The 17,300-nt window shown below is 50.3% G+C and carries 13 protein-coding genes; 11 read left to right on the forward strand and 2 right to left on the reverse strand.

Features of this window, described 5'->3' with window-relative positions:
* Positions 1-11: 11 nt before the first annotated feature.
* Positions 12-680 (reverse strand): peptidoglycan-binding protein, encoded by a 669-nt coding sequence (locus J5I83_RS09860; RefSeq protein ID WP_304055509.1) that lies wholly within the window; start codon positions 678-680, stop codon positions 12-14.
* 122 nt (positions 681-802) lie between these two features.
* Complete coding sequence (locus J5I83_RS09865; RefSeq protein ID WP_304055511.1) at positions 803-1,537, reverse strand: DUF72 domain-containing protein; 735 nt, start codon at positions 1,535-1,537, stop codon at positions 803-805.
* 200 nt (positions 1,538-1,737) lie between these two features.
* On the opposite strand from J5I83_RS09865, the gene J5I83_RS09870 reads away from it, so the two are divergent.
* The 11 genes from J5I83_RS09870 to J5I83_RS09920 all read left to right on the forward strand — a co-directional run bounded on the left by J5I83_RS09870 (position 1,738) and on the right by J5I83_RS09920 (position 17,286).
* Positions 1,738-2,214, forward strand: a complete 477-nt coding sequence (locus J5I83_RS09870; RefSeq protein WP_304055514.1) for a hotdog fold thioesterase — start codon at positions 1,738-1,740, stop codon at positions 2,212-2,214.
* 79 nt (positions 2,215-2,293) lie between these two features.
* Positions 2,294-6,052, forward strand: coding sequence for an ATP-dependent RNA helicase HrpA (gene hrpA, locus J5I83_RS09875; RefSeq protein WP_304055516.1), 3,759 nt, complete (start codon positions 2,294-2,296; stop codon positions 6,050-6,052).
* Between the two features lie 79 nt (positions 6,053-6,131).
* Positions 6,132-6,404 carry a hypothetical protein gene (locus J5I83_RS09880; RefSeq protein ID WP_304055518.1) on the forward strand — a complete coding sequence of 91 codons (273 nt, stop codon included), beginning with the start codon at positions 6,132-6,134 and terminating at the stop codon, positions 6,402-6,404.
* Entirely contained in the window at positions 6,401-6,679 is a 279-nt protein-coding gene (locus tag J5I83_RS09885; protein ID WP_304055519.1) for a plasmid stabilization protein, read from the forward strand. The genes J5I83_RS09880 and J5I83_RS09885 overlap by 4 nt, the downstream gene beginning before the upstream one ends.
* Positions 6,680-6,798: 119 nt before the next feature.
* Positions 6,799-7,089 carry a hypothetical protein gene (locus J5I83_RS09890; protein ID WP_304055520.1) on the forward strand — a complete coding sequence of 97 codons (291 nt, stop codon included), beginning with the start codon at positions 6,799-6,801 and terminating at the stop codon, positions 7,087-7,089.
* An 11-nt stretch (positions 7,090-7,100) separates the two neighbouring features.
* On the forward strand, positions 7,101-9,959 hold the full coding sequence (locus J5I83_RS09895) for an SNF2-related protein (protein ID WP_304055523.1): 2,859 nt from the start codon (positions 7,101-7,103) through the stop codon (positions 9,957-9,959).
* The gene (locus J5I83_RS09900; protein WP_304055524.1) at positions 9,959-11,680 is read left to right on the forward strand and encodes an AIPR family protein; all 1,722 of its coding nucleotides are present in this window, start codon (positions 9,959-9,961) and stop codon (positions 11,678-11,680) included. Before J5I83_RS09895 ends, J5I83_RS09900 begins: the two co-directional genes overlap by 1 nt.
* A 10-nt stretch (positions 11,681-11,690) precedes the next feature.
* Positions 11,691-13,382 (forward strand): site-specific DNA-methyltransferase, encoded by a 1,692-nt coding sequence (locus tag J5I83_RS09905; RefSeq protein WP_304055526.1) that lies wholly within the window; start codon positions 11,691-11,693, stop codon positions 13,380-13,382.
* The gene (locus J5I83_RS09910; protein WP_304055529.1) at positions 13,379-16,081 is read left to right on the forward strand and encodes a DEAD/DEAH box helicase; all 2,703 of its coding nucleotides are present in this window, start codon (positions 13,379-13,381) and stop codon (positions 16,079-16,081) included. Before J5I83_RS09905 ends, J5I83_RS09910 begins: the two co-directional genes overlap by 4 nt.
* Positions 16,082-16,271: 190 nt before the next feature.
* Complete coding sequence (locus J5I83_RS09915; protein WP_304055532.1) at positions 16,272-16,877, forward strand: nucleotidyltransferase domain-containing protein; 606 nt, start codon at positions 16,272-16,274, stop codon at positions 16,875-16,877.
* Positions 16,864-17,286 (forward strand): hypothetical protein, encoded by a 423-nt coding sequence (locus tag J5I83_RS09920; RefSeq protein WP_304055534.1) that lies wholly within the window; start codon positions 16,864-16,866, stop codon positions 17,284-17,286. Before J5I83_RS09915 ends, J5I83_RS09920 begins: the two co-directional genes overlap by 14 nt.
* Positions 17,287-17,300 lie beyond the last annotated feature (14 nt).

Here is a 17,300-nt window from a genome sequence, read left to right on the forward strand (position 1 = left end):
TTATGACGGGTTTATTCATTGAGTGCTGCAGTAATAGCCTCTACTAATTTGACCCATACTCTATCCCTGTCGCCTCTGCTCAGATCAACGAGCGGTTTGGACGGAGAATTCACTGCCTGAAAAGTCGCAAGGTTGCCCATTACGCAAGGGCTGATGATCACCGGTAAGATAACTGCGCCATCATGCTCAGCAGCTTCTAGCAGAGGCGGCAGCTCATTCTCGGCGATAAACTCCGAAGCCATGAAATACGCGCTGATCAATAAAATTGCCACTTTTGCGGATTGAATGGCTTGAGCAATTTCCTCGCGCCACTTTTTACCCGGGAGAATCTTGGTATCATCCCATCTGTCAACAACACCACTGCGCTCCAGCGGGGCGATATGAACCTGGAACATTCTCAACCACTTTTCATCAGCGTGGCTGTAGCTGACAAAAACTTTTGTCCGGGCAGGCGTTGGCGCTTCTACCGAAGCCGTCGACAGCTCCAGCGTACTGAAAGTTTGCGGGCCAGCGATCCCATCGGCAAATAATTTCTGGTACTTCTGGAAAGCAGTGACCGCTGCAGTGGTCGCAGGACCGAATATGCCGTCGGCAGGCCCTGGATCAAACCCGAATTCTTTTAATTTTGCCTGCAGTTCTTTAACGATCAGACCTCTCGCGCCTTGCCACAGAATACTCATACTTTTCTCCCGCCAAGCATTATGCCGATAGTTCGCTCGATGTAATATCTGAAATGATGCTTATGAAATGACGCAATAATACGCCAGATAGGAGTGCTATGGGTGGGCAACACTCACAAAACTCAGTCATTTTGCAGCATGGCCTGTAAGGTGCGCGCATTTTGTGCGGCGTAGCCGTTCTGGTCATTGTCGAAATAGCAATAGATCGTGTGACCCTGCGTTGACCAGCTGGCGAAGGCATTTGCCCAATCGGATAATATGTTTTTGCAATAACTGCCGCGATAAGGTCCATTAGGGCCGTGCAGGCGCACATAGACAAGATCTGCCGTGATTTCTCTCGGTGAAAGAAAGCTATCCAGATCGAATATGCAGAATGCCGCATTGTGCTTTGCAAGCAATTGATAAGTCTGCGCGTTATGCCAGCTATGATCGCGAAACTCGAAGACATATCTGAAGTCGCTGCTGAGTTTGTCAAGAAAGGCGGCCAGGCGCTCGGGATTGAAGTGCCAGTGGGGTGGTAGCTGAAATAAAACGGGCCCTAGCTTTTCTTTTAAAACGCATATCCGTTCCAAAAAAACGCTAACACTGTGTTCTGGATCGTCCAGTTTTTTCATGTGGGTGATGTAACGGCTGGCTTTGACGGTGAATATAAAATCTGCTGGAACGGCATCATGCCATTGCAGCAATATTTTTTTGTCGGGTAACTGATAAAAGGAATTATTGATCTCGACGCTGCTGAAATGTTTTGCATAATATTGCAGCCAGCCGCTATGAGAAAGCGCTGGCGGATAGAATATGCCTTGCCAGTGATCGTATGACCAGCCGGATGTTCCTATAAAAATAGCACTATGCGCCATGTCAATCACTCCTGTCAGATCAGATCTGGACTGATTTCAAATCTATTGTTCCATTGAACGCAATCAACATACAACCAAGGAACAGCGCGGTAGTAACAAAGAGGCGTACTTGTTATCCGCTGCCTTTATAATATCCGGTTTAGCGAAGTTTGCAGCATATGACTCTTTTTTCGATCTAATTTTATTTTAAAGGTGAAGTAGTGAGCACGATTTGGTTCAAGGAATACACGCTTGATTATCTGGAAGGACTGCGTAACGCCAACATGGGCGTGCATATCGGCATACAATTTACTGAAATCGGCCCGGATTTTCTGAAAGCACGCATGCCGGTGGATAATCGTACAACACAGCCTTTCGGCATCTTGCATGGCGGTGCGAACTGCGTTCTGTCAGAAACGCTCGGCAGCGTTTCTGCCTGGATGACGATCGATCCGGAGAAATACCGCGCAGTCGGGCTTGAAATCAATGCCAATCATATTCGCGCCGTGACGCAAGGCAGCGTTATCGGCATATGCACACCATTGCATATCGGCCGCCGTACCCAGGTATGGCAGACGGATATCACTGAAGAAACCACCGGCAAGCGTGTGGCCATTTCCCGGTTAACAGTGGCGATTATCGAACAGGGTACGCTGAGCAATCAGAAAGAGACCGTGATCGTGAGCAGAGAATCATAGTTGCTCTTTTGTTATTTAATTTTTCTTTAATCTTGCAAGTTGTTGTTAATGCTTGCCATTGTTTTGTCATTACGTTTTGATGAAGCCATCTGTTGTAACTGACCTGGATCGGCGTCTGGCCAACCTGCCCAAGCCGACCTATCCGGAGGAACTCCCTGTCGTCGGCAAGCGTGAAGAGATCGCACGCGCTATTGAGGCAAATCAGGTGGTGATCGTCTGTGGCGAGACCGGTTCAGGCAAAACCACGCAGTTACCCAAAATCTGCCTGGAGCTTGGGCGTGGGGTGGCGGGGTTGATTGGACACACGCAGCCGCGCCGGATTGCTGCGCGCACGGTGGCGATGCGGATTGCTTCCGAGCTGAATAGTCCATTAGGTCATGCCGTCGGTTATAAAGTGCGCTTCTCGGACAGTGTCAGCAAGGATACTTATATCAAGCTGATGACGGACGGCATTTTGCTGGCGGAAACGCAAGGTGATCCGCTGCTGCGTGCCTATGACACCATTATCATCGATGAGGCGCATGAGCGCAGCCTCAATATCGATTTCCTGCTCGGCTATCTCAAGCAATTGCTGTTGAAACGGCCTGATCTGAAACTGATCGTGACCTCTGCCACTATCGATGCCGAGCGTTTTTCTCAGCATTTCAATGGTGCGCCGGTAATTGAAGTCTCCGGCAGGCTTTATCCGGTGGAAGTACGCTACCGGCCGTTAATGTCAGAAGATGAGGAAGAACTGGATTTGCAGCAGGCCATCATGGATGCAGTGGATGAGCTGATGCGCGTGGGCGCAGGCGATACCCTGATCTTTCTGCCAGGTGAGCGTGAAATCAGGGAGACGGCTGAATCCTTGCGCAAGCATGCCTTTAGTCGGCCAGGTGGCGGAGCAGGGGTGGAAATTCTGCCCTTGTTTGCGCGCTTATCATTTGCCGAGCAGGAGCGCGTGTTCAAGCCGGGTAATGTGCGCCGCATCGTGCTGGCAACCAATGTGGCGGAGACCTCGTTGACCGTACCGGGTATCCGCTATGTGATCGATACCGGCTTGGCGCGTGTCAATCGCTACAGTTATCGCAACAAGGTCGAGCAGCTGTTAATCGAGAAGATTTCCCGTGCGTCCGCCAATCAGCGCGCCGGGCGCTGCGGGCGGGTGATGAGTGGTATCTGCATCCGCCTGTATGGAGAAGATGATTACTTTTCACGCCTTGAATTCACCGATCCGGAAATCCTGCGCTCCTCGCTCGCTGCCGTCATCTTGCGCATGAAATCACTCAAAATCGGTGAAGTGGAGAATTTTCCGTTTATCCAGCCGCCATTGCCACGCATGATTGCCGATGGCTATCAATTGCTGGCCGAGTTAGGCGCGGTAGATGACAACAATACGCTGACCGCGATTGGCTGGCGGCTGGCAAAATTTCCGATCGATCCGAAAATTGCGCGCATGATTCTGGCGGCAAAACAGGAGAACTGCCTGAGCGAGATCCTGATCATTGCTTCTGCGCTAAGTCTGCAAGACCCGCGCGACCGGCCCTTTGAGCGGCAGGAAGCAGCCGACCGTGCGCATGAACCTTTCCGCGATGAGCGCTCGGATTTTATGGGTTTTCTTAAATTATGGGATTTCTTTGATGAGCAGCTCAAGCATAAAAAATCCAACAAGAAACTCATTGCCCACTGCCAGGAACACTTCCTTTCCCATCGGCGCATGCGTGAATGGCGCGAAATCCATGGGCAGCTGCACACGCTGGTAATGGAACTGGGATTCAGGCCGAATCAGGTGCCGGCCAGCTATGACGAGATTCATCGCGCTTTATTATCCGGTTTGCTCGGTAATATCGGTTTCAAGTCGGAAAGTGACGGCGAATATCTCGGCGCGCGTGGCATCAAATTCTCCATTTTTCCGGGTTCAACGCTGAAAAAGGCCAGACCCAAATGGATCGTGGCAGCGGAGCTGACCGAAACCGCCAAACTGTATGCGCGCTGCGTGGCAGTGATTGATCCTTCCTGGGTAGAACAAATTGCTGGCAGGCTTTGTAAAAAACATTATTTTGATCCTCATTGGGAAAAGCAACCTGCTCAGGTGGCAGCTTATGAGCGCGTTACGCTGTATGGACTGACGATCGTACCAAAGCGGCGAGTGGCGTATGGCAGAATCAATCCTAAAGAAGCACGTGAGATCTTTATCCGCAATGCCCTGGTAGCAGGCGAGTACGTGACCAAAGCGCCGTTCTTTGAACACAATCGCCGGCTGATCGCTGAAATCGAAGAGCTCGAACACAAGGCGCGCCGGCAGGACGTGCTGGTCGATGAGCAGGAGATACTCACGTTCTACGATGCCATTATTCCGGCAGATATTTATGGCGGGACAGCTTTTGAAAAATGGCGTAAGCAGGCAGAGGAAACCAATCCGCAACTGCTGTATCTCACGCGTGATTACCTGATGCGTCATGCGGCAGGCAGCATTACCGAAGTGCAATTCCCTGAAACCATCAGCATTGATAGCCACGTTTTCCCATTGAACTATCGTTTTGAACCAGGGCATGTGCTGGACGGGGTGACCATTACCGTGCCGCTGCCTTTCCTCAACAAACTGCATGTAGCACAATTTGATAGCCTTGTACCGGGATTGGTGCGAGAAAAAATCACCTGGTACCTGAAAGCGCTACCCAAGCAGATCAGGCGCAATCTGGTGCCGGTACCCGATTATGTCACCCGTTTTCTGGAACAGCAGGAACAAGGAGGACCCATGCTGCTGTCAGAAACACTAGCGCGTTTTATCCAGAGCCAAACAGGAATCAAGGTGCCATTGAACAGCTGGGATGGCAAGCCGTTACCGCTGCACTTGCAGATGAATTACAAGGTAGTTGACGATGCCGGGCAGGAACTGGCCATGAGCCGCGATCTGGCGCAATTGCAAGCGCAGCTGGGGCAGGCTGCCCAGTTGACCTTTGCCCGCTCAGACACAGCCGAGCAAACCGGCATCGAGCGAGACATGATTACACGCTGGGATTTTGGCGATCTGCCTGAGGAAATCACCTTCACGCGCGCCGGTAGACAAATAACGGGTTACCCAGCCCTGGTCGATCAGGTGGATCATGTCGCCATCCGCCTGTTTGATACCCGTGAAGCGGCCGACAGCAATATGCGCGCAGGCGTGCGGCGATTATTGAGTTTCGAGCTCAAGGACCGGATGAAACTGCTTGAAAAAAATCTGCCGGGACACAAACAGGCGATGATGCAGTTGAGCACGCTGATCGATCCGGAAATGCTCAAGCGAGACATGCTCGAAGCCATCAGCGATCGCGCCTTCATCGGCGATGATCCGCTGCCGCGCAGCGAAAATGAATTTAACGCGCAGAAACAACGTGCGCGGCTGCGTCTCAGCCCGGTGACCGATGCTGTTGCCCGGCTGATCCAGGACATCGCGCAGGAATACCAGACGCTGAAGCAACGCCTGGCTGCCAGCACCATCAGCAATCCCCGCCTCAAAAATGAACTGAATGACCAGCTCAATCACCTGATTTATCCTGGCTTTCTGCAAGCAATACCCTGGGAGCGGCTGCCGCACTTCATCCGCTATTTGAAAGGCATGGTTATGCGGCTGGATAAATATTCCGGTAATCCGTCACGTGACGGACAACATGCCGCCAGTATCGCGGCCTTATGGCATCAATACCTGCAACGCCTGGAGAAACACCGCAAGACAGGCATCAACGACCCCAATCTGGCCGAATTCCGCTGGCAGATCGAGGAACTGCGCATTTCCTTGTTTGCGCAGGAACTGAAAACGCCTTATCCGGTATCGGTCAAACGCCTGCAGAAATTCTGGGAAACAGTGCGTGAGTGAGCGTGCGAATTGCACAAAATAGGTACTTTAAGTAGGGTGGATAAGCAACGCGTCATCCACCAAAATACAGGAGCAAAATATGAATATTATCCCCGCCCAGGAAATCAAACGCCGTGGCATTGCTGCCGTTGATGAAGCGCTTACGCATGGGCCGGTGCACGTCATCAAGAACAATCGGCCACAATACGTGATCATGACCGAAGAGTTTTATAACGAACTCGTCGAAGCACAGCAAGAAGCAGTCCTGGCGCGTATCAAAGCATCGCTGGAAGACGCTCATGCTGGTCGAGTTACCCGTCACGACAGCGTAAAATCACTGATGCAGTGCTTAGATAGCGAACCAGCCGAATGACCTGGACACTGGTCACCACTGTCTTTTTCGAGCGTCGTGTACAAAAGTTTCTCACAAAGCATCCCGATCTTCGCCCTCGTTTCATCGAGATACTTATACAACTGCGCGATGATCCCTTTCAGCCCACCCTGCATCTACACCCACTCAGCGGCAAACTTCAAGGTATGCAGGCGGTTAGTCTTACTCATAGTTGCCGCATAATCCTGGCGCTACAAATTTCCGAGCACGAAATACTGTTACTTGATATCGGTAGTCATGATGAGGTTTGCAGATGAAAGACACAATAAAACAGTGCGAAGACTAAAGTAATGAAAAGCTAACCGTGTAACAACTTTATATGCTATCGTCTTGGCCGCCCATGGCTTGATCATCTGCTTACAAAATCAATAAAAAATTGTCACTGGAACAACACGCAAGGGAGAATATCGATCGCCTGCTGACGGCAGCAGGCTGGCTGGTGTGCGATGCGGATAAAGTCAATATCCATGCAGCACGCGGTGTAGCCATTCGCGAGTTTCCGTTAAGATTCGGCTATGGTTTTGCCGATTATCTGTTGTATGTCGATGGCAAAGCGGCGGGCGTGATCGAAGCCAAGAAAGTAATTGTTATTCCCGTCACGAAGATTAACAGTCACTTCGTCATTGTAAAAGGGTCGAGTAATTCTATTTTTTGCGCTCCTAGATAGAAACAAGTCTCATGCCCCTTACTGCTTATCAAGCCAGCTATTACGCACATGAACTGACACGCCAGTGCGCGGTGGACAGCGTTGATAAACTCGCAGCAGCATTAACTGATGCTCAAGTAGATTTGAATCCTCACCAAGTCGAAGCGGCTTTGTTTGCGTGTCAAAATCCGCTATCACGCGGCGTTATCCTTGCCGACGAGGTAGGGTTGGGGAAGACAATCGAGGCGGGGTTAGTGCTTGCCCAATACTGGGCCGAGCGCAAGCGCAAGATTCTTATCATCGTACCGGCAAATCTGCGTAAACAATGGCATCAAGAGTTGCTGGATAAGTTCGCTTTGGACAGCCTGATCCTGGAGGCGAAAAGCTATAACCAGCTCAAGAAGAATGGGTCTGCTAATCCTTTCGTGGAGTTACGGAGACCTGTCATCTGCTCTTACCAATTTGCCAAGGCTAAGATCGCCGATGTACGTATTGTTCCATGGGATATGGTGGTTTTCGATGAAGCACATCGATTGCGTAATGTGTACAAACCGAGCAATGTGATCGCCAATACGCTGAAAGTTGGGCTGGCGGGCGTGCCATCCAAAGTGTTGATGACCGCCACGCCTCTGCAAAACTCACTGCTGGAGCTATACGGCCTTGTCAGCATCATCGATGACCGCGTATTCGGTGATCTGGATAGTTTTCGCCAGCAATTTGCAACCCTCAATCAAGAGGATACTTTTCAGCGTCTGCGCAATCGCATTGCCCCCTTGTGCAAACGAACACTCCGGTGGCAAGTAGCGCACACCATTGCCTATACCAAGCGCATTCCGATTGTGCAGGAGTTCAGACCCAGCGACGATGAACAATTGTTGCGCACATTGGTAGCTGACTATTTACGACGACCTGATCTTAAGGCATTACCCAACAGCCAGCGACAGTTAATTACCCTCGTGCTTTGGAAATTGCTCGCTTCCTCGACTCATGCGATCGGCGGTGCGTTAGGCACTATGGTAACGCGCCTGGAAAAAATTCTTCAACAAGATGTATCTACACCAGACTTAGTCGAGGTATTAGATGAGGATTACGAAGGACTGGATGAAGATACTGAAGAATGGGAAGCTGAATCACCCGAAATACTGCTTGCCGAGCAAGATCGTGCGAATATTCGCAATGAAATCATAGAACTGCGACGCTACGAGACTATGGCAACCAGTATTCGGGATAATGCCAAGGGGCAGGCATTGCTTATCGCCTTGAACAAGGCATTCACTGAGCTGGACAGACTTGGCGCGCCTCGCAAAGCGCTCATCTTTACCGAATCGCGCCGTACGCAGGAATATCTGCTTTCGTTGCTTAAAGAGACATCTTACGGCGATGGTATCGTGCTTTTCAATGGGACGAATAGTGGCAAAGAAGCTCAGCAGATTTATCAGGCGTGGTTAGCGAAGCATGAGGACAGCGATCGCATCACGGGTTCGAAGACAGCCGATACACGCGCGGCCCTGGTTGAGCATTTCCGCGATCATGGCAAAGTGATGATCGCCACAGAGGCCGGTGCTGAAGGCATTAACCTGCAATTTTGCTCGCTGGTTATCAATTACGATCTGCCCTGGAATCCACAGCGGGTGGAGCAACGTATTGGCCGCTGTCATCGGTATGGGCAGAAGTTTGACGTGGTTGTAGTCAACTTCGTCGATCTCAGCAATGAGGCTGATCGGCGTGTCTATGAACTTCTCGATCAAAAATTCCAGCTTTTCAGCGGTGTCTTCGGTGCCAGCGATGAAGTACTGGGGACTATCGGTAGCGGCGTGGATTTCGAGCGACGCATCGCGGAGATCTATCAGCATTGCCGTGACCCACAAACAATCCACGAAAGCTTTCAACAATTGCAACTTGATCTCGCCGGTGAAATCAACGAAGCCATGGTACGTACGCGCGATATCCTGTTAGAACACTTCGATGAAAAAGTACTGGATAAAATCAAAACCAGCAGTATCGAGACACGTGATCGCTATGAGCGTATGTTCATGGATTTAACGCGTTTTGAACTCAGCGCTTACGCCAATTTCGATAGCGACGGCGCTTTTGTACTCTCCCATCTTCCCAGTGAAGTATCGAAGGACAAGGTGCCACTGGGTCGTTATGAACTTCCGCGGCGCTCCGGCGAGGCGCACCTTTACCGGCTTGGCCACCCTCTGGGCGAATTTGTGTTGGAACAAGCCAAGGCGCGCCCACTATCGCCAGCCAAGCTGATCTTCGACTACAACACTTATGGCAAGCGCATAACCACGTTGGAGCCGTTGCGCGGCACAAGCGGTTGGCTTGCGTTAGAATTGCTCACCGTGGACTCCCTCGGCGGCAAAGAACAACATCTTGTAGTGTCGGCAATCACCAAGGATGGCTACATATTGCCAGAAGACGATCCAGAAAAACTACTGCGCTTGCCAGTTCGAGAACAGCTTCAGCTTGAAGCAACACCGAACAACCACACCCTATTGCATGCTGATCTAATGCAACGCAAGAATCGGCTGACCGAGCATATCAATCGCCGCAATCTGAAATATTTTGAACAAGAAGTGCAAAAGCTCGACGCTTGGGCAGATGACCTGAAAGTGGGCCTGGAGAACGAAATTAAGGAGTTCGATCGTCAGATCAAGGAAGTGCGACGCACCGCCGCTACCGCTCCCACGCTCGAAGAAAAGCTTCATTGGCAAAAGCAGCAGCGCGAAATCGAACAACGGCGTAACAAATTGCGGCGGGAGTTGTTCGATCGACAGGATCAAGTAGAAGCCAAACGCAATGGCCTGATTGCCGAATTGGAGAGCCAGCTAAAACAGAAAAGCGAGAACAAGCAGTTGTTTGTGATCGAATGGGAGTTAGTGTAATGCCACCGCAAGGGATACCGTTAGAATTACAGCTATTGATTCAATCGTTAGATCAGGATTTCGGCCCGTTTATTCAAGGCACAGGAAATGATGACAATGCTCGCCGCAGCAATTTCTTGTCCAAGGCGATCGCCGCGTTTATGCTTGTGCGGGAAGCAGGCGCCAGTGCCCAAGAGGCGGTTGCTGCCAGTATTGATGGTGGTGGTGATCATGGCATTGATTCAGTGTACATAGGAGCTAATGACACTCTGTGGCTGATTCAGTCCAAATATATTGCAAGTGGTAACGGTGAACCCGAATTGGGTGAGGTATCGAAGTTTCGTGATGGGGTCATCGATTTGCTAGCCAGTAAGTACCAACGCTTCAATAACGCGTTAAATGAGAAAATACCGGCTATTGAAGCTGCATTAGCTGGCGAACCTCGGCAAGTACGGGTTGTGCTTGCCTATACAGGAACCGCTATTTCGGAGGACCGGCGGAATATCTTTTCCGACCTTGAGCATAACTATAACGCAACAGAGCCGAATTTTGTCCGTTGCTATGCGAGGGGGCTAACGAGCCTACATAGTTTTCAACTGGAGGCACAGGCTGCACAGCCCATCGAAACAGAAATTGTTCTTCGAGACTTTGGCTATATCAATAAGCCTTATAGAGGATTTTACGGGCGACTTTCCGCAAAAAAATTAGCCGAGCTAGAGCATCAATATGGTGATCAAGTCGTGGAGAAGAATATTCGACGTTTCAAGGGTTCAACCGTAGTGAATCAAGGCATGATTGATACTCTACAGCAAGAGGCTCAACACTTTTTCTATTTCAATAATGGTGTGACATTTCTCTGCTCCAATATTCAGCAGCTTCCTCCTATTGAGCAGAGTCGGCAGCAAGGGCGTTTTAGGTTGCGTGGTATATCGATCATCAATGGCGCCCAAACCGTGGGCGTAATTGCTGAACAGAGTGTCGATTATTTTGACGACCACCCCGCTGAAGTGCTGGCCACTTTTGTGAGCCTGGATCAAACCCCTGATGAATTTGGTATACGTGTAACACAATACCGTAACCGGCAAAACGCCGTCGATCTGGAAGATTTCGCCGCCCTCGATGAGCGGCAAGAGGGTTGGCGTCAAACGTTATTAATAGCAGGGATCGAGTATCTCTACAAACATGGTGATGATGATCCGCCACTTGCGGGAACGGTCTTCAGCATCCGTGAAGCAGCGCCAGCGTTAGCTTGTTGCGAAACGGCGAATCATTGGCCAGCCTACGTGGTGGCTGCGAAATCCGATCGCAAGCGTTTGTTTCGGCGCCCTGATCTTGCGGGAACAGGATCTCCACTGGACTATGCATATAGTCGACTTTTCAGTGATGCGTTGACAGCGCGTGAACTATGGCGTGTGGTGCAAATTAGTCGAATTGCTCAACAGACGCTTGGTGATCGCGCCAAGGGTGAGCCTGCAGAGGCCAAGGAGATAATCCGGAATGGGCAATGGTTGGTACTCCATGTATTGTTGATAAAAACGCAATTGCGCTGGGGCGCTGACTTAACACTTAACGGGAATGAAGTAAATCGTTTATCAATCGCGATAGATACCATCGCTAATGCATTGGTCAACGCCGCCAGTGCAAATGTCAAGGGCAAGCAATATCGTAGCGCGTTCGAGAATCAATCCGACTGTAAAACGATCAAGAATTCCATGATGGCTGTGTTAACGCAACCACTGTAAAGGGTAAGACATGACTCAGAAGCAAAAACTCGAACTCACCTGGATTGGCAAAGGCAGACGGCCGCAGTTGGAGCCACGGATTTTGTTGGAGAATCCTTCACTGTCTTATCACGCCAAGCAACGGGTGACGGAAAACGATATCTTCGACAACCGGCTGATCTTCGGCGACAATCTACTGGCGTTAAAGGCGCTGGAGGCAGAGCTTGCGGGAAAGGTGAAATGTGTGTTTATCGATCCGCCTTACAATACCGGCAGCGCGTTCACGCATTACGACGATGGCCTGGAGCATTCCATCTGGTTGTCATTGATGCGCGACCGACTGGAGATCATCCGCCGGTTGTTATCGGAGGATGGCTCGTTGTGGATCACGATTGATGACAACGAGGCGCATTACCTGAAGGTGTTGTGTGACGAGGTATTTGGGCGTTTAAATTTTGTTAGAAATATAGTTTGGCAAAAAAAATATACCTCTGCTAACGACGCAGTAGGTATTCCCGATTCCCATGATCATATTCTTGTTTATCGTAAGAAAGATAGGTTCTCTCGAAATTTGTTGCCTAGAACAGATAAACAGAACTCTCTCTATAAGCATGATGATCAAGATGGTCGAGGGCCCTGGCGAACAGATAATTTAAGTGTCAAGACATATTCCGAAGCGTATGACTACGAAATTGAGAATCCGATAACAGGAGTGATTTATAAGCCTCCATCTGGGCGATGCTGGCAAACCAGCAGAGAAAGAATGGCAATACTTATTCGAGAAAATAGAATTTTCTGGGGTAAAGATGGGAAAGGCGCACCCCAATTAAAACGATACCTTGCTGAGGTTCAACAAGGTGTAATCCCAACATCGTGGTGGCCACATGATGAAGCTGGGCATAACGACGAGTCAAGAAAAGAACAGAAAATTTTGTTTGAACAAAATGCCTTCTCTACGCCCAAACCCGAAAGACTTCTTGAAAGAATTCTTTTTTTAGCCACCAATCCCGGCGATCTTGTCCTCGATTCCTTCGCCGGTTCCGGTACCACTGGTGCCGTGGCGCACAAAATGGGCCGCCGCTGGATCATGGTGGAGTTGGGCGAGCATTGCCATACACACATCATTCCCCGCTTGAAAAAAGTCATCGACGGTGAAGATCCAGGCGGCATCACGAAAAGCGTGAATTGGCAGGGAGGGGGCGGTTTTCGTTACTACCGGCTCGCGCCCTCTCTGTTAGAGAAAGATCGTTGGGGCAACTGGGTGATTAACCATGAATACAACGCCGCCATGCTCGCCGAGGCACTGTGCAAGCTGGAAGGCTTCACTTACGCCCCGTCGGAGACGGCATGGTGGCAGCACGGCCATTCCACTGAGCGTGATTTCATTTATGTCACTACGCAAAACCTTTCCGCCGAGCAGTTGCAGGCTTTGTCCGAGGAAGTGGGCGAAGGCCGCAGTCTGCTGGTGCTGTGCAGCGCCTGGCGCGGGGTGAGCGCTGCGGCAGCTACTGAGCGCTGGCCGAATCTCACGCTGAAGAAGATTCCTAAGGTAGTGCTGTCGCGCTGCGAATGGGGGCATGACGATTACAGCCTGAATGTGCAGAATCTGCCGATGGCATCCCCTCACCCTAGCCCTCTTCCAGAGGGAGAAGGGAAGCATTCCGTGATGAAAGAGAAACCAGCGCCAGTTCAGCGGCTGTTATTCGGGGAGGATGAGGAATGAACTCGCGTATTTTCAACGCTGTCAGCGGCCGCCTCTCGCTGCGCCTGCCACAGTCCGAATCTTTGCAAAAGTTGATGCAAGCGATTGACGCCGCACCGGCTATGCTCGCGCATGAACGCGATCTCGATGCGGTGCTCGCTACGCTCAAGGGTGAGTTCCCTACGCTCAGCGATTTTGAACGTGCGTTTCCGTCGCTCTGCTTTGCACTCGCTACCGGTGTAGGGAAAACACGGTTGATGGGCGCGTTCATCAGCTATTTGCATTTGGCGCACCAATTCAGACATTTTTTCGTGCTGGCGCCCAACTTAACCATTTACAACAAACTGATCACCGACTTTACCCCCAACACGCCGAAGTATGTATTCAAGGGTATTGCCGAGTTTGCCAGTTATCCACCGGAAATCATTACAGGGGACAACTACGAACAACGTGCGGGCAACCTAAGTTTGTTGTCACCCGTGACGGTGAATATTTTCAATATTTCCAAGATCAATTCAGAAGTGCGCGGTGGCAACAGTCCACGCATCAAGCGTTTGTCGGAATATCTCGGCGACAGTTACTTCAACTACCTCGCTGAGTTACCCGATCTGGTGTTGCTCATGGACGAATCGCATCGCTACCGTGCCAGCGCGGGGGTAAAAGCAATCAATGAATTGAAACCGCTGTTTGGACTGGAGCTGACCGCGACGCCGTTCGTGGAATCGAGCCGTGGGCCAGTGCCGTTCAAGAATGTCATCATGGACTATCCGCTGGCACGCGCCATGGAGGATGGTTTTGTCAAGGAACCGGCTGTGGTCACGCAACGAGATTTTGATGCCAAGCGCCACACGCCGGAGGAAATTGAAAAGATCAAACTGGAAGACGGCATCCGCATCCATGAAGCCACCAAAGTGGAATTGATGACGTATGCGCGCCAGAATGGCGTTCACACCGTCAAGCCGTTCATGCTGGTGATTGCACGTGATACCACTCACGCCAGCCAGTTGCTGGGGTTGATCCAATCTGATGCCTTCTTTGCAGGGCGCTACCGGGATAAGGTCATCCAGGTCGACAGCAGCCGGACTGGCAAGGAAGAAGAGGAAATGATTACGCGTTTGCTTGCGGTGGAAAGCGAAGGTGAACCGACCGAGATTGTGATCCACGTCAATATGCTCAAGGAAGGGTGGGATGTGACCAATCTTTACACTATCGTGCCATTGCGCGCTGCGAATGCGCGCACGCTCATCGAGCAATCTATCGGCCGTGGTCTCAGACTGCCCTATGGCAAACGCACCGGCGTCAGCGCCGTGGATCGTCTGAACATCGTAGCGCATGACCGCTTTCAGGAGATTATCGACGAAGCCAATCGTGGCGATTCGCCCATCCGTCTAAAGCAGGTGATTCTGGAAATCCCAGATCAGGATGAGGGAGTGGTTGCTGTGCAGGTGAGCTCGAACGCTGAAACAGCACTGGGACTGGATACTCCACAGGCGATTAGCACCGGTGGTCATGTCTACGAGTTACAAATCGAGCGATTGACAACACCGGTATTTACTACAGAGAGTGAAAAGCAGGTAGCGCGCGCGGTGCTGGATGTGATCCAGGAATTGGAAAAGCAGCCCCAGTATGTTTCCAATAGTGCGGCGCTGCTCAAACCCGACGTGCAGCAGACAATTATGGCCCAAGTGATTCAACGTTTGACCCCTGTACAAGGCGAGTTACTCGAAAAGGAAACTGTGGATTTAGCCGCAGTCATTACCAAAACGGCCGAGATCGTTAGCAGTAAGATTATTGATATCCCGCGCATTGCCGTCGTGCCTACCGGTGAGGTGACGGTCGGTTTTCATCCTTTCACTTTAGATGTCAGTGGATTGCATCTTCAACCTGCTGATCGTGAATTGCTCATTCAGAAACTGCGTACCAACGAGCAGGAAACGCTCGTTTCAGAAATCGGCATCACCGAGCGACGGCTGGAGGATTACATTGTTTTTGCGCTGGTGGATTTCGATGATATCGACTATACCACTCATGCCGAACTACTTTATGACCTCGCCGGACAAATGGTGCAACATTTGCTGGGCTATTTATCGGCAGATGAAGCAAGAACCGTGCTTGACCGTGACCGGCGTCTGATCGCTAAGAACATCCATGCACAGATGATGGCGCATTGCTGGGAAAAAGCATCGGGCTATGAGGTGCAGGTAAGCCGAGGCTTCACGACGCTAAAACCGTGCACCTACACCGCCTCGGCCAAAAATCCGCTCTGTCACTACCGGGACACGGTCGATGACAAAAGTCGGATCAAGCAGATGTTGTTTGGTGGATTCCAGAAATGTCTCTACTCTTTGCAGAAATTTCAATCCGATACCGAACGACGCTTTGCAGTCAATCTGGAACGGGATTCCGACAAATGGTTTAGGCCGGTCAAAGGTCAATTCCAGATTTTCTATCAATTTGGCACGGCGCAACCGGAATATATTCCCGATTTTGTCGTGGAAGCCAACGGTAAAATTTACATGGTGGAAACCAAGGCGCGTACCGATTTAAACGATGCTGAAGTTCAGACCAAAGCTGAGGTGGCGGCGAAGTGGTGCCAACATGCACGAGACTATTCGCTATCCAATAGCGGTAAGCCCTGGCAGTATTTGATCATCCCGCATGATGAAATCAATGAATCCAGGCGGCTGGAGGATTATGAGCGGTTTATTAAGAAGCCGTGATGGGTTTGCATGCTGTAGTAGATAAACAATCAGAAGAACAAACCGTGATAAGTCATAGCGGATTGTGTACCGCACGGCCCAGAAAATATCAGTGTCGATGGACATTGGTATCAAATGCTGTTGAGTAATTCATCTTGTGCGTTAATTTGAGCAATTGTTCATTCCTGAAAAGGGTGTTATCATTCCCATAATGGGAATTAATGCGATTATTCAAACCGGCTTGAGCGATGCTTTGTTCACTAAAACACAGCAGCGTGTTCTCGGCCTCTTGTTCGGCAATCCTGATCGAAGCTATTACGCTAATGAGATCGTACGTTTTGCTGGTATCGGGATCGGTACAGTACAGCGCGAACTGGGAAAACTTGCGAGGACTGGATTGTTGACTGTGACCCAGATTGGTAATCAGAAGCACTACCAGGCAAACCATCAATCACCCATCTTCGAGGAATTGCGCGGTATTGCACTGAAGACGTTCGGATTAGCTGACGCACTGCGTGAGGCATTATCCACCCTTGCCGACAGGATCAAGGTAGCGTTTATCTATGGATCGGTGGCGAAAGGAGCGGATAGAGTGAGTAGCGATATCGATGTGATGATTATTTCCTCTGATCTGACTTATTTCGAAGTCATCTCTCAACTGACTAAAGTAGAGACTCGTCTTGGCAGAGCAATCAACCCAACGCTTTATAAATTTGAGGATTTAGCTCGCAAACGTGCAGAGGATAATGCCTTTGTCAGCAGAGTATTGGCGCAACCCAAGATTTTCTTGATCGGTACGGAAGATGACCTCGCCTAATCTGGAAAATTTAGTCAAAACTGGTTATCTGAAGCGAGAAGAAGTTGATGCAAAAGAGTTTGAAGGTCTCGTTCGATCTGGCCGAGTAAGATTGACTGATGCGCATAACAGCCTGCTATCCATCGAGAGCCGATTTGATCTTGCCTACAATGCAGCCCATGCGCTAGCCTTGGCGGCGTTGCGCTGGCATGGCTATCGATCTGACAAGCGTTACATTATTTTTCAATGTATCCCGCATACGCTGGGTCTTGGGCCAGAAGTCTGGCGTGTGCTGATTTTGTGTCATGACCGACGCAACCTAGCGGAATATGAAGGTGATTTTGAAATCGATGAACAATTGGTTGCAGATTTGCAATTGGCCGCAGATAAACTACTCAGAAAAATTGAAACCCTTGGGCCGCTAAAATGAATACATACACCATC

It is taken from the genome of Nitrosomonas communis, assembly GCF_024102715.1.
In the GTDB taxonomy this organism is placed as follows: Bacteria; Pseudomonadota; Gammaproteobacteria; order Burkholderiales; family Nitrosomonadaceae; genus Nitrosomonas; species Nitrosomonas communis_B.